The organism is Carboxylicivirga marina, from assembly GCF_016612505.1.
Lineage (GTDB): Bacteria > Bacteroidota > Bacteroidia > Bacteroidales > Marinilabiliaceae > Carboxylicivirga > Carboxylicivirga marina.
Genome location: NZ_JAENRR010000046.1, coordinates 25,044 through 40,276 on the forward strand (window position 1 = coordinate 25,044; position 15,233 = coordinate 40,276).

At 38.6% G+C, this 15,233-nt stretch carries 12 protein-coding genes; 2 read left to right on the plus strand and 10 right to left on the minus strand.

Features of this window, described 5'->3' with window-relative positions:
• Positions 1–100: 100 nt before the first annotated feature.
• The 7 genes from JIV24_RS16410 to hpt all read right to left on the minus strand — a co-directional run bounded on the left by JIV24_RS16410 (position 101) and on the right by hpt (position 9,373).
• A complete protein-coding gene (locus JIV24_RS16410) occupies positions 101–628 on the minus strand; it encodes a shikimate kinase (RefSeq protein ID WP_200466152.1) in 528 nt (175 codons plus the stop codon).
• A 6-nt stretch (positions 629–634) separates the two neighbouring features.
• The gene (locus JIV24_RS16415; protein ID WP_200466153.1) at positions 635–3,268 is read right to left on the minus strand and encodes a DNA gyrase/topoisomerase IV subunit A; all 2,634 of its coding nucleotides are present in this window, start codon (positions 3,266–3,268) and stop codon (positions 635–637) included.
• A 14-nt stretch (positions 3,269–3,282) separates the two neighbouring features.
• Positions 3,283–5,139: a DNA topoisomerase IV subunit B gene (locus tag JIV24_RS16420; RefSeq protein WP_200466154.1), complete on the minus strand. Its 1,857-nt coding sequence runs from the start codon at positions 5,137–5,139 to the stop codon at positions 3,283–3,285.
• Between the two features lie 221 nt (positions 5,140–5,360).
• Positions 5,361–7,196: a MutS-related protein gene (locus JIV24_RS16425; protein WP_200466155.1), complete on the minus strand. Its 1,836-nt coding sequence runs from the start codon at positions 7,194–7,196 to the stop codon at positions 5,361–5,363.
• Positions 7,166–8,164 carry a GTPase ObgE gene (gene obgE / locus JIV24_RS16430; RefSeq protein WP_200466156.1) on the minus strand — a complete coding sequence of 333 codons (999 nt, stop codon included), beginning with the start codon at positions 8,162–8,164 and terminating at the stop codon, positions 7,166–7,168. The genes JIV24_RS16425 and obgE overlap by 31 nt, the downstream gene beginning before the upstream one ends.
• Before the next feature lie 69 nt (positions 8,165–8,233).
• A complete protein-coding gene (locus tag JIV24_RS16435; protein ID WP_200466157.1) occupies positions 8,234–8,806 on the minus strand; it encodes an adenylate kinase in 573 nt (190 codons plus the stop codon).
• 30 nt (positions 8,807–8,836) lie between these two features.
• A complete protein-coding gene (gene hpt / locus JIV24_RS16440; RefSeq protein WP_200466158.1) occupies positions 8,837–9,373 on the minus strand; it encodes a hypoxanthine phosphoribosyltransferase in 537 nt (178 codons plus the stop codon).
• Between the two features lie 239 nt (positions 9,374–9,612).
• Here hpt and purE point away from each other — a divergent pair, with 239 nt between their 5' ends.
• Complete coding sequence (purE, locus tag JIV24_RS16445; protein ID WP_200466159.1) at positions 9,613–10,119, plus strand: 5-(carboxyamino)imidazole ribonucleotide mutase; 507 nt, start codon at positions 9,613–9,615, stop codon at positions 10,117–10,119.
• A 64-nt stretch (positions 10,120–10,183) separates the two neighbouring features.
• On the opposite strand, the gene JIV24_RS16450 is transcribed toward purE, so the two are convergent.
• From JIV24_RS16450 to JIV24_RS16460, 3 genes are all read right to left on the minus strand, one after another.
• Positions 10,184–10,615, minus strand: a complete 432-nt coding sequence (locus tag JIV24_RS16450) for an SPOR domain-containing protein (RefSeq protein WP_200466160.1) — start codon at positions 10,613–10,615, stop codon at positions 10,184–10,186.
• Between the two features lie 130 nt (positions 10,616–10,745).
• Positions 10,746–11,444 (minus strand): response regulator transcription factor, encoded by a 699-nt coding sequence (locus JIV24_RS16455; protein ID WP_200466161.1) that lies wholly within the window; start codon positions 11,442–11,444, stop codon positions 10,746–10,748.
• 79 nt (positions 11,445–11,523) lie between these two features.
• Positions 11,524–12,561 (minus strand): sensor histidine kinase, encoded by a 1,038-nt coding sequence (locus tag JIV24_RS16460; protein ID WP_200466162.1) that lies wholly within the window; start codon positions 12,559–12,561, stop codon positions 11,524–11,526.
• Positions 12,562–12,837: 276 nt separating this feature from the next.
• On the opposite strand from JIV24_RS16460, the gene JIV24_RS16465 reads away from it, so the two are divergent.
• Complete coding sequence (locus tag JIV24_RS16465) at positions 12,838–15,126, plus strand: inorganic phosphate transporter (RefSeq protein WP_200466163.1); 2,289 nt, start codon at positions 12,838–12,840, stop codon at positions 15,124–15,126.
• Positions 15,127–15,233: the final 107 nt, after the last annotated feature.

Here is a 15,233-nt window from a genome sequence, read left to right on the forward strand (position 1 = left end):
TTAGATAATCGTTGAAGTTTGAATGCAAAACCACAAACATTAATAACCTCGATGTGCTATGCTTAAAATACCAAGCACACAAACTGCAACCGAACTCATGTTATTTAAGAAGTTGTCCTGATGCTTCAATAATCCGAACAAATCCATCAACCCCAAGCACATCTCCATCGGCAATAACATTTGCTTTATGGTAAAAGGATTCACGCTCTGATAACTTATCACTTATATACACCTTTAACTCATCACCTGATTTGCCCGCGACTAATGGCCTCACTTGCTTTGCACCACTAAGTCGCGCTGCCAGTGTTTCAACCGACAGTTTTATGTATATGCTCAGGCCATTCTCATTGATAAGCTCCATATTATTGAAGAAACATGGAGCTCCACCACCGGTTGCAATAATAATCTTTTCTTTCTGACTGACTTCGGCTAACATTTTTTGCTCAGCCACACGAAAAGCTTCCTCTCCATGTGATGAGAAATAGTCTTTGATAGTCGTATTGTAACGCATCTCAAAATAATCATCAAGATCGATAAAATCCCAGCCAATCTCTGATTTGAGTCGTTTACCAAGCGTGGATTTTCCACTGCCCATAAAACCTATTAGAAAGATGCGTTTTATTACCATTGACTCTTACTCAAACAGCGACATCTGATTCTTATCATCTTCTCCTACCTCTTCCCCTTCAACAGAAGATTCAACAGGTTTTGGCTCATCTTTTATGATAGGGTCAAGCTCATGAATTTTTGACACCTGGAAAGTAGTCAGACGCTTACCTTTTGCTTTAAAGCTCTTCACTCCAATAAATTCGGCCACCTCAACAATTAGCTTTTCGCGCAGTTTATCATCACCGCCAAATTTTACTTCAAGACGAGGATAATCAACATGCATTATTTTCACTAAGTGTGATTTAGGATGTTCTCCGATTATAGATTGCTTCTTAGTCGAACTCTCAAACTGGAAGCGTTTGATGTAATAAAAATCCTGATCACCATCAAAATACACAGCTGACCAAACGATATCATTACGGTACTTTTCGATTATAAGAATATTATCCTCGTAGTGATTACTTAAATCGTAAGTGGTCAAATAATATTGCCCGTCTTTAGTAATGACCAATACCTGATCACCACCATGAAATTCGCCTAAGAACTGACCTCTGCCATCGGCATTTAGACGTAATGTTTCGTGTTCAAACCAAATTTTACGACCACCCAGAGTTGACTCACCCTTCTTCTTCAGAGCGATGGACTTCACCTCGTATTTGGTAAGAATATTCCCCATAGCAGCACGCCCCTTGATGGCCAGTTCACCCATATCAACGTCAAATACTAAATTGCGAATACGCGCTTTTGGACGCAGAACTACCTTTAATATTTCCGATTCACCATTTGGATTCGCACTGAAATACATCAGTTTAGAGCCGGCTGTTTCTTTGGTAATGTGGTATTCTTTATCGCGTGTAATTCCGGTTACAGCAAAGCGTTTCATGTATACATTTCCAGCCTTACCATCTCGATAAACAGCATTATATATAGTGCGCTTATCATTCTTTTTAAACACTGCAATGTGAATGATGTTTTTTCCAACAAATGCTTTGTCTGTGACCTTAGTAACGATGTACTTACCGTCCTTATAGAAGATGATAATATCATCAATATCAGAGCAATCACACACATATTCATCTTTACGAAGAGAGGTTCCGATAAAACCGTCTTCACGATTGATGAATAGCTTCTCGTTTTTAACAACCACCTTTGAAGCTTCAATACTGGCAAAACTTCTGATTTCAGTTTTACGTGGGAAGTTTTTGCCAAACTGCTTTTTGATACGCTTGTAATAATCTATCGCATACGTAATCAAATTGGCGAGGTGATAAACAATTTGCTCCATCTCTTCCTCTAACGACGCAATGTATTCATCGGCTTTTTTAGCATCAAACTTCGAGATACGAATCATTCTGATTTGCGTCAGCTTGATAATATCTTCACGCGTAACCTCACGTCGCAATACCTCTTTAAAAGGCTCTAGTCCATGGTCAATGGTTTGAACAACTGCTTCCATCGTCTCACAATCTTCCATGCGCTGGTAGATTTTGTTTTCGATGAAAATGCGTTCAAGGGAAGACATATGCCAGGCCTCTTCCAACTCACCTTTACGAATCTCCAGCTCACGCTTAAGTAGCTGAACCGTATTATCCGTGTTTTCTTTCAGAATTTCACTAACCCCAATAAAGTAAGGTTTGTTATCCTGAATTACACAAGCATTGGGTGATATTGACACTTCACAATCAGTAAAAGCGTAAAGTGCATCAATCATTTTATCTGGTGATGAACCAGCCGGCAGATATATCATTATCTCCACATTTTCGGCTGTGTTATCATCAATCTTCTTAATCTTTATTTTTCCCTTATCATTGGCCTTTAATATCGACTCAATTAATGAGGTAGTATTTTTTCCAAATGGAATATCTGAAACCATCAGGGTCTTACTGTCAACCTTGCTGATTTTTGCACGCACTTTTACAGCACCTCCACGAATCCCATCATTATATCGTGATACATCCACCATACCGCCGGTTGGAAAATCGGGGAATATTTCAAATGGTTTCTCTTGCAGATATGCAATTGAGGCATCAATCAACTCATTAAAGTTGTGCGGCAACAACTTAGATGCTAAGCCCACAGCAATACCTTCAACGCCCTGAGTCAATAACAATGGAAATTTAACTGGTAATGTTACCGGTTCATTATTACGTCCGTCATAACTTAACTTCCACTCGGTGGTTTTTGGGTTAAAAACCACTTCCTGAGCAAACTTAGTTAATCGTGCTTCGATATATCGAGGTGCTGCAGCACTATCTCCTGTATAAACATTACCCCAGTTACCCTGACAATCAATCAATAAATCTTTTTGACCCAACTGCACCAAGGCATCACCGATGGACGCATCGCCGTGTGGGTGAAACTGCATGGTGTTACCAATAATATTGGCCACCTTATTGTAACGCCCATCATCCATTCGTCGCATCGAATGAAGAATACGTCGCTGCACAGGTTTCAGTCCATCATTGATATGCGGCACTGCACGTTCCAAAATTACATAAGAGGCATAATCAAGGAACCACTCGCGGTACATTCCCGGAAGATGGCTTATCGATGTAGAGTCAGCATCCCAAAGGTGCTGCTCCTCATTGTGCTGGTTTTCAGATGCCTCCGAAGGCACTTCTTCGGGGGCGTTTGGGGTGTTAGTATCGTCGAAACTCATTCTTCCTTAATTATTTATTCTTGAGTAACAAGGTCTTCTTCAATTACCAGATTATCGATAATGAAATTCTGTCGATCGGGGGTGTTTTTACCCATATAAAACGACAATAAATCTTTAATCGGCACATCCTTTTTCAATCTCACAGGTTCTAAACGAATGTCCTTACCAATGAAGTGCTTAAATTCATCGGGCGAAATCTCACCAAGTCCTTTAAATCGTGTTATTTCAGGCTTTGGCCCACACTTTTTCATGGCTGACAACTTCTCTTCATCTGAATAGCAATAAAATGTCTTCTTTTTATTACGCACCCTAAAAAGAGGTGTTTGTAAAATATATAAGTGACCATTCTTTACTAGCTCAGGGAAAAACTGTAAAAAGAAAGTCAACAGTAGTAATCGGATGTGCATACCATCCACATCAGCATCAGTAGCAATAATCACATGGTTATAGCGCAAGGTATCCAGGCCATCTTCTATATTTAAAGCCGCCTGAAGCAAGTTAAATTCCTCATTTTCGTATACCACTTTTCGGGTCAAGCCAAAACTATTAAGCGGCTTACCTTTCAAACTAAATACAGCCTGTGAATTAACATTACGCGCTTTAGTTATAGAACCACTGGCCGAATCTCCCTCAGTAATAAAGATGGAACTATCACTATTTTCCTCTTTCTTAATATCAGTATAATGGATACGGCAGTCGCGTAGTTTCTTATTATGCAAACTCACCTTCTTCGCTCGTTCGCGTGCCAGCTTCTTAATTCCTGAAATCGCTTTGCGTTCCTTTTCCGATTCAATAATCTTTTTTTGAAGCGCTTCGGCCGTTTCGGTATTCTTATGAAGGAAATTATCCAGATGCTCGGTAACAAAATCTAATATAAAGTTACGAACAGATGGTCCGTTTGGCCCTATATCTTTTGAACCTAACTTGGTTTTAGTTTGAGATTCAAAAACCGGCTCTTCTACTTTAATACTGACAGCAGCAATAATGCCTGTACGTATATCTGACACATCAAAACTTTTATTATAAAAGTCACGAATGGTTTTTACATAAGCCTCGCGAAATGCAACCTGATGCGTTCCACCCTGTGTGGTGTGCTGACCATTCACAAAGGTGTAGTAATCCTCGCCATATTGGTTACCATGTGTTATGGCAATCTCTAAATCTTCACCTTCTAAATGAATAATTGGATACAAACCTTCGGCATCCATGTTTTCATTTAATAAGTCGAGTAATCCATTTTTACTCTGAAAGGTTTTTCCGTTGTAAACAATGGATAAGCCTTTATTTAAATATGTGTAGTTACGCAGTAATGTCTCGATGTATTCGTCACGAAAACGGAAACTATCAAAAATGGCAGGATCAGGTGCAAATTCAATAAACGTTCCGTTCTTATCGTTACAGCTTATCATTTCATGGTCGGTAACAACTTCGCCTCGACTAAAATCAACACGCTTACTTTCGCCTTCGCGATAAGCTTGCACGATAAATTCGTTACTTAAAGCATTGACCGCTTTAATACCAACCCCATTTAATCCTACTGATTTTTTAAATGCTTTAGAATCGTATTTAGCACCAGTATTCATTTTTGATGCCACATCAATCACTTTTCCGAGAGGTATACCACGCCCATAATCACGCACGGTCACACGTCCTTCCTGCACGGTAACTTCAATCTTTTTACCGTTGCCCATCATAAATTCATCGATGGAATTATCCATTACCTCCTTGAGTAACACATAAATACCATCATCAGCAAAAGTTCCATCTCCCAACTTACCTATGTACATACCCGGTCGTCGACGGATGTGTTCTTTCCAGTCCAGCGTTCGGATAGCATCTTCGGAATAGTTCTGTGTATTTTGACTACTCATATTTAAAACAGTTCATTTGCCCCGATATTATTCGGGATTAGTCGAAGTGAATAGGCAAAAATCAAGATTTTAGAAATCAAGAATCCAGACTGATTCACCTGTACTAAAAATTAAAAAATCGGAAAAGTGAAGGTTCTCTTCTTGAGGAAAACCATCCAAATATAATTAAAACAAGAATTGTTTCGTAATTTCTTTATTAACAATTGCGGTTCACAACCTCCCTACTTCCTAATGTTCTCACTGGTTATCAGCCCCATTTTAGCCATCAGATATGTTGCATTATGACTTTCGGTAACGCCCGTTGTGAGTTTATAATCAAAACTTAAACCTTCATCTTTAAAATTTACCTCGAAGCAATTGTTGAAAACTTGCCCGTTGGTTTGTTTTTCGAGCTGACCAAGTTCTAAATCGTGTGTTGCCACTAAGCCACATCCATTAAATTTTAGCAATTGCTTAATTAGTGCCATGGATCCCTGGTATTTATCCAATGAATTTGTTCCTTTTAAGATCTCATCGAGAATAAAAAACAATTCACCTTCGCTTTTTAGCCGCTCTAAAATCATTTGCAAGCGACTTAGTTCGGCAAAGAAATAAGACTCGTGTTTGAGTAAATTATCAATGGCCCGCATATTGGTTATAAATGGCATTGGTTTATAGTGTAAGCTATCGGCTGCAACCACACAGCCATTACCTGCCAGCACTAATGCTACACCAACCGTTCTTAAAAAGGTACTTTTTCCGGCCATATTAGCTCCTGTGACAACACAGATTCTGTCTTTAACCCCTAACTGAAAATCATTATTAACACGCTCTCCGCGTGGAATTAAAGGGTGACCAAGGTTTGTTGCCGTGAATATTTTAGCATCAGACACATGCGGATAGTTAAAATCAGGATTGTTATATGCAAATGTTGCCAAACTATTCATTGCCTCGATTTCATGCAGAGCATCCAGCCAATTGACAAGTTCTTTTCCATATTTCTTATACCAGGTATTTAGTTGCAGACAAACAATTAAATCCCACAATAAAAACCCATTAAGCACAACCCCCAAGAGCATATTCAAGCGCTGATCAAACCGTTTAATATGACCTGCCAATTCTGACATAACCTCGCTTGCCGCCTTTCCATCAACCTTCAGCTTACCTTTTAAAGCAATGAGATATTCAGCATTTAGGGGTGTTTGTTCAACATGTTTTATTAAGGCCGAATACCGCTGTAGATAGTTACCGAGAGAAGCAACCTCAGAATGAACTTTATTAATTTGCTTTAATCGTGCCCCAACTAATGCCAGACCAATAAAAAACAAAACACCTAATAGCTGTCCACTTGCCAGACCCATACTCACTAAAACAATTGACAGTGCAACAACAGGCAAAAAAACAAACATTACCACTTTTACTGATTTAGTGATAAAACTTAAATCTGGCAGCTGAGCTAAATCTAGTTTTCGATTACGCTTATTACCTTCGGCAACTTGTGCTCCCATAGCATAAAAATGTTGTCGAAACTCTGTGAGTGTTGATAACTCATTAATTCCCTCCTGCTTTTGCTTAATATCCTCAGCAGATAGAGAAAGATTCTTGAGTTTATAAACAAGCTGCAAAAGCCCTCCTCGTGTTGAAGTGCGATTGATGAATTGAAATAATGATCCTTTGCCAAACAGATCCAGATCGTGTGCATAATTATGATCCGGCTCTATAAATTCACTACCATCAAGCTCATCAACCCAATTTCCATTTAAACACTTAAGTTCCTTCTGCAAAAGTACAATTCGATGCCCAACATAATTTCGTTGGTTGGAGATTTTATTAGCTCGCCACACCAACCACAGAAACACAGCGAAGCAGACTGTAAAACAGATAAAGAAACTGACAGTCCAATGCTCGAAAACTATAAATGGTAATGAAAAAGCAGAAAGAAAAGCAGACAGCCTCAACCAGGCATTAAGAATAAATTGCTTTCTTAATTTACTCTCTTGCAACTGCCACTTAGCAAGACTCTTATTGTAGTTGTTAAAATCCTGATTTATTCGTTGGCCGCCATTAACTGTTCCCATATCATATCTTTCAATTCTGTAATGCCTTTATTGGCAACCGAAGATATAAAAACATAAGGCACATCAGGTAAATCTCTTTCAATTTCCTCAATCAATTCATCATCCAGCATGTCAGATTTAGAAATAGCTAACATACGTCCTTTATCTAACAGTTCAGGATTATACTGCTTCAATTCGTTTTGAAGAATCTGATACTCTTTTTTAATATCTTCAGCATCGGCAGGCACCAAAAATAAAAGAATAGAATTTCGTTCGATATGACGAAGAAAGCGAATACCTAATCCTTTTCCTTCACTGGCTCCTTCAATAATCCCAGGAATATCGGCCATGGCAAATGATTGATGATCGCGATATGATACGATGCCCAAATTAGGCACCAAGGTCGTAAAGGGATAATCAGCTATCTCTGGCTTAGCGGCCGACACAACAGATAACAATGTGGACTTACCAGCATTTGGAAAACCAACCAAACCTACATCGGCCAAAACTTTTAGCTCAAGGATGGCAGCCATTTCAATACCGTCTTCACCCGGTTGTGCATAACGAGGTGTTTGATTAGTTGACGATTTGAAGTTCCAGTTACCTAATCCACCACGTCCACCTTTAACCAGAACCAGCTCCTGATCGTGTTCGGTAATTTCAAATAACACTTCACCTGTTTCTGCATCCTTGGCAATGGTTCCCAATGGCACTTCAATCACACGGTCTTCACCATCGCCACCGCTTGAGCGCTGCTTACTACCATTGCCTCCATGACCAGCAAATACGTGGCGTTTGTATTTCAAGTGCAATAAAGTCCAGGTATTCCGATTTCCTCGTACGATGATATGACCACCACGTCCGCCATCACCACCATCAGGTCCTCCAAAGGCCTCAAATTTTTCACGACGCAAATGCGTTGATCCAGCTCCTCCTTTACCAGAGCGACAGAATATCTTTACGTAATCAACAAAATTTGAACTTGCCATACCTAATTCTTTATAACACAATAAGCCACGGCAATAAACTTACCGTGGCTCTAATATCGTCAATTTATACTACTTAAGACTATTTAACACCTCAGAAATACGACTAAAAATATCATCAATATTTCCAATACCTTTTATAGGCTTGTACAAACGCTTCTTTCTATAAAACTCAATCACTGGCAGTGTTTGTTTTTCATAAACCTCCAGGCGCTTCTTAATCGTTTCCATATTATCATCGGAACGATCCTCTGTCTCGGCACGCTTTAATAAACGAGCTAATAACTCGTCTCTTTCAACTTCCAGATTTAGTAAGACCTTAACCTTGGTACCGTGCTCTTTCATAATCTCAATCAGCGCTTCTGCCTGGGCTACAGTACGTGGGAATCCATCAAAGATAATGCCTTTATCAATAGGTAGCTTTTCTAAGAATGAATCCAACATATCAATGATGGTTTCATCCGGCACTAACTCACCTTTATCGATGTAGCTTTTTGCTATGACGCCTTCGTGCGTGTTATTATGAATAGCTCGTCTACACAATTCCCCTGTAGAAACATGAGCTAAATTAAATTTTTCTGCTATTAATTTGCTTTGCGTACCCTTCCCGGATCCAGGTGCGCCAAAGATGACAACATTGAGCATGTTCGTTACTCCTTATTAAATAAATAGATGTTATTCTACTACTGTATATATGTCTTTCAGATTTCTTCCATAACCATCGTAGTCTAAACCATAACCTACGATAAAATCATTTGGTATATCCATTCCAACGTAATCTAGTGTTACATCGCGCTTGCAAGCATCTGGTTTAAACAACATGGTAGCTACTTTAACATCAGCAGGGCCCATTTGTTTCACCTGTTCAACTGTATTTATAATTGTCAAACCAGTATCTACGATATCTTCCAATAAAACAACGGTACGACCTTCGATATTTTCATTTAAGCCGATTAGTTCTTTTACCTTACCAGTCGAACCTGTTCCTGAGTACGACGATAATTTCACAAAACTTATCTCACAAGGGATGGTTAGTCGCTTCATCAAGTCAGAAGCAAACATAAATGAGCCATTCAACACACAAACCATTAAAGGATTCTTACCTTCAAGGTCTTTATTCATCTGTTCAGCCACCTTTTCAACAGCCGCTAATAGCTTCTCCTCAGGAATGGACAACTCAAATTCTAAATCTTTCACCTTAACTCGGCTCATCGCTTCTTTTTTTTATTTTGGTTTAAAAAATACCAATCACCAATGTTACCATCTGATATGAAGACAATTACATTCGTGAATTTTTCAATAATTAAATAAAAGTCTGGATTTTAAGCTGCAAAAGTATAAAAAATAAAGATAACCACATGATTATAATGCTTTCTTAATTATTTTTGTGGCGGGAAAAATTAACGAAAGGTTCTTACAGAGAATTTTTAACAACAAATAAATTGATGATTATGCAACCAAAAGTTAGTATTATTATGGGGAGCACGTCTGACCTTCCGGTGATGAAGAAGGCGGCTGATTTTTTAAATGATCTGAAGATTCCATTCGAAATCAATGCTCTTTCGGCTCACAGAACACCTGCTCAAGTTGAAACTTTTGCAAAAGGTGCGGAAGATCGCGGTATTAAAGTGATTATTGCGGCAGCTGGAATGGCAGCTCACTTACCGGGCGTAATTGCTTCGATGGTTAAGATCCCTGTAATTGGTGTACCTATCAATGCCAGCCTTGATGGTATGGATGCTTTATTATCTATTGCTCAAATGCCTCCGGGAATTCCTGTAGCAACAGTAGGTATTAATGGTGCTCAGAACGCAGGTATTTTAGCTGCTCAAATGATTGCAACGGGTGATGCTGAAACATCGCAGAAGTTAGCTAACTTCAAAGAAAGCCTGAAAGATAAGATTGTGAAGGCCAATGAAGATTTAAAAGAAGTAAAATATGAGTTCAAAACGAACTAATATTTAAACTGGAAGAAAAAAAAAGAGCTTGCTGCAGCAAGCTCTTTTTTTTGTATCTATACTTTTACTTTTTAACTAATAACCATACATCATCGCGTCCTTCATTATTTCTGGCCGACCGCAACTCACTATATGCTTCTTTACGATCGTAAAAGGATTTATATGATACTTTGTAAAACTCACCATTTGGACCACCAGGACGCTCAATCACCTGAGCATTAAAACCATCGGCCATTAGTTTGCTTTTAAAAACATCTGCATTATGTCGCTTAGCAAAACTGCCAGCAATTAAGAAATACTTATCGGCTGGCTTTGGCGGCTCTGGCTCTACCTCTTTTATCTCAGGCTTTACCTCTTTTTTAACAGTATCTTTCTCAACCTTCTTTTGAACAACAGCCGTTTTAACTGGTTTTTTAGCCTTTTCAGCAGGCTTATCCTTACATCCTGCCCCAATTAACAAAGCAACAATGGCAAGACTTGTTATTATCTTTCTCATACTTGTTTGATTGCGTTTTAAAAAGAACATCTATATGTTCAACAAATTCAATGCAAGCATAAAAGTAAGGAAATTGGTATTGCTTCGCAATTTTTATAACAAGTATATGTTCTGGTTTCAACTGGCTTTGCTAAATCACATATTTATAACCGACTCCTTTTATAGTTTTAATGTGATCCTGACCAATTTTCTCCCGCAATTTACGAATGTGTACATCAATGGTACGGTCGCCAACAATGATGTTATCACCCCAAACTGAATTATATATCTCATCACGGGTAAACACCTTTTCGGGTTTCGAGGCCAATAACACTAACAATTCAAATTCTTTTTTTGGCAGTATGAGCTCTTCGCCTGAATTTATAATCAGGTAACGCTCACGATCAATAACTAGTTCTCCAATTTTTATAACATCACCATCTTCAGGCTCGGCCACCGCATCACCCAAACGATACCTCTTTAGTAGTGCCTTGGCACGAGATATCAATACCTTTGGTTTTATTGGCTTAGTGATGTAATCGTCAGCTCCGGCTTCAAACCCCGCAATTTGGGAGTAATCCTCACCCCGTGCAGTTAAAAAAGCAACAATTGAATTCTTTAGTGCCGGTATTTTCTTTATCTCTTCGCAGGTTTCAATGCCATCCATCTCTGGCATCATCACATCTAAGATGATTAATTCCGGAATTTCTGCTTCAGCAATAGCTATAGCTTCCTGACCATTTGAGGCCGTAAGTACCTGAAAACCTTCCTTACGCATATTATAACTAATAAACTCCACTATATCAGGCTCATCATCAACCAGAAGAACTTTGTAATTTTCTACATTCATTATAAAAAAGTTTCATACGAAAGTAAGTATTGAGTTTAACAAATAGTTTCGTATAGGTTATGGTTCTATTATCTTAATCTTAATTTGCTTTTTCCAGGGTAAAGGAAAATACCGTGCCCTGGCCTATTGTACTTCTTACATTTATTCGTTGTCCGTGTGCTTCAATCAGGTGCTTAACTATCGCCAGTCCTAAACCGGTACCACCTTCTTCGCGACTTCGACTCTTATCGGCCCGATAGAATCGTTCAAAAATACGTGGCAGACTTTCTTCTGCTATTCCAATGCCAGTATCTTTCACCTCTACTAATATCCGATTATCCATATTAAAGAAGCTCACTTCAGTAGTGCCTCCGTTTCGTCCATAGTTAATCGAGTTAACTACTAAATTACTAACAACTTGAAAGATGCGTTGTTTATCCGCCATCACAAAATGCTGATTACCACCTCCTTCGCCATAACTCAATTTAATACGACGTTTACTGGCTCGTATCTCCTGCAATTCAAACACATCATCTATCAACTGATGTAAATTAAACACCTCGGGATGCAGTTCCAGTTCGCCGGCTTCAAGTTTTGAAATTGATTCTAAATCCTCGATTATACCAATCATTCGATCGATACTTTTTTCGGTACGCGTGAGATAGCGCATATTAATATTTGGGTCTTCAATACCGCCATCGAGCAAAGTCAGAATATAGCCCTGGATGTTAAATATTGGTGTTTTCAACTCATGCGATACATTGCCAAGAAACTCCTTCCGGTATTTCTCCATTTGCTTTAACTCTTGAATTTCCAGGGTTCTATCGTGCATCCAGTTCACTACTTCACGATTAACAGTTGATAAAATATCATCAGACCCGGATGATTCAATAACTTCTTCTTCCTTATTATCACGTCCATAAATAGTCTGATACAATGGCTTTATTTTACTATAAATAAATGAGTTGATAAAATAATTAACCAAAGCAAATGATACCGCAAAGAATACCGGAACCGAAATAGCTAATGAGTAATACAAATTTGGGCTGAAGTAATTAACACCGAAAAACACAAAAGCCAATATTAGAAAACCGATAGCTACAAAGCCGGCTATTTTTTGTGGTTCAAGAGATTTCATAATTATACGACATTTTATCAAAAGCACATGTAAGCATTAGTTTCGTGTAAATAATACCAACGCACATCAACAAAGTTATAGGAATTATTGCCTTATTAACCCTATTACAAGAATATTGCGCATGTTAAAACAATGTTAAGCGTACATTTCATTACATGACTGATATTAGATACATTTGCAATAAGCCATACAAAAGAGATAGTAACGTAAACTTAACATTCACTTTCTCGTCACGAGTGAGTATCCGCCTATCTTTGGCATTAAACAATAGTAATTATGACATTAATTTGGATAGCAGTTATACTTCTTGGACTTTTAGCGGTGGTCGATTTAGTTGTTGGTGTTTCTAACGATGCTGTTAACTTTTTAAATGCGGCTATTGGCTCGCGAGCCGCTCGCCGACGATTAGTGTACTGGGTTGCTGCTATTGGCTTACTGATTGGCTCTTTGTTATCGGCCAACATGATGGAAGTGGCCAGAAAGGGGGTAATTTACCCCTCCAGTTTTGCTTTTACAGAACTTATGATTGTGTTTGTGGCTGTTATGCTGGTCGATGTCATTCTCATTGACAGTTTCAATACACTTGGTTTCCCTACCTCAACAACCATAGCTATTGTATTTGAATTACTTGGAGGCGCCATGGCGCTTTCGATCATTAAGAAACAAGAGGCTCGTATTGATGGCATCACCGTTGAGCAAATGATCAATACCGATAAGGCCTTTGTGATATTAGCCGGTATTTTACTATCCATTTTCCTGGCTTTTGTGGTAGGTATTATTGTGCAATTTATTACACGTACCATTTTCAGCTTTAATTATCAGCGTCGATTTAAATACCTGTTTGCACTGGTTGGTGGTTTAGCCATCACGGTTATTGTATTTATGATACTAAAAAAGGGATTGGGCAACACCAGTATTTTCGACACTTACGACTGGTACGAACATGTGGTTTATTTTCAAACTGAAATCTTATTTGGTGTTTTTGCCTTTTCAACATTTATCTTTTTATTCCTCAGCTTATCGTTTAATATCGATGTGCCTCGCATCGTTGTACTATTTGGCACCTTCGCATTGGCCATGTCCTTTGCTGCCAACGACTTGGTTAATTTCATAGGCATCCCATTATCGGCTATTGAGAGCTTCAAAGAATACATAGCATCAGGGCATTCATCACCCGACACCTTCTCGATGGCCTTTATTAATGACAATGTCGTGAGGAAAGATATATTTAATGATTATACCTATACGGGCATCTTTACACTCTCAGCTATAATCATGACCATTACGCTTTTTAAATCTAAAAAAGCCAGAAGTGTAACCGAAACCGAAGTATACCTGGGCAGACAAACTACAGGTTATGAACGCTTTGAGCCCTCTCATCTATCGCGTGTTATTGTGCGAAACTTTTTACATTTCCATAGCCTGGTTATTAGTATTCTTCCAAAGAAAGCTGTTAACTTCTTTGATTCACGTTATCAAAAAGACGACACCATGGAAGCCAGTACAGTGGATGGCGTTATTTATTTTGATAATGTTAGAGCTGCAGTAAATCTGGTTGTAGCCAGTATCCTTATTTCTTTAGGTACCTATATGCAGTTCCCATTATCTACAACTTTTGTGGTGTTTATGGTGGCCATGGGAACATCCTTGGCTGATCAGGCCTGGGGGCGCGAAAGTGCAGTGTATCGGGTATCGGGTGTTTTATCCATATTAGGCGGATGGTTTTTCACAGCATGCCTGGCTTTTATAGGCGCTTTTATATTTACATACATCATTTGGTATGGTGGATGGTTAGCTGCCATCGGCTTAAGTATAATTGCCGGTGTAACACTATTTTTAACCCGTAAGTACCATTCGCGAAAACAAGAAGAAAAGCGCTTACTAAAAGAAGAATTTCAGGATGAAGCAGACAACAACCTCGACCATTTAAAAGAGTCAGGCAGTGAGCAGATACGCAGAAACCTGCAGGAAGCATCTAAAATATTCTACCTCAGCTTGCAAGGATTTATCGACGAAGATGTAAGGCAACTGCATGAAGCACACAACAAAGCGCTTCTGTTAGACAAATATACAAGAAGCAGTAAGTCAAAATTCTTCTATGCATACGCCAAAGTAACCGAAGAAGGCATCGACTCAGGTCAGTATTTCATTCAGGCATTTGATTACCTGACCGAATTAATTGGCTGCTTAACAAATATTACGCAACCACTATACGAACACATCGAAAACCAACACAAAGGGATGACCAAATCGCAACGTATCGATTTGCAAGAGTTATTGGATGAGATGTCGGGTTATTTTAATCACATCATCCATGTTGAAAAAGAGCAGAAGTTTGAGTTGGTAAATGAAATGATTAGCAAGCAAAACTTCTTAATCAGTTTCCAGGATAGTTTGCGTCGTAACCAGATTAAACGCATTCAAAAAGGCGAAGGAAAAACACGTGTTAGCATCTTATTTATGGATGTACTTGCCGAAATAAAGAATATCTTATTGTACTCAATAAATCTTCTTAAAGCACATCGCGACTTTACCATATCATATCGCTCTTCAAATTCAGGGTAATAATGATTGGCAATATTAAGTTTTAAATAATTGGAGTTACCCCATTTTTTTAAGTAAATCCAAAAGTTAGCTGAGATTCCTTTCTTTGCTTATATGCCTTGGGTTTA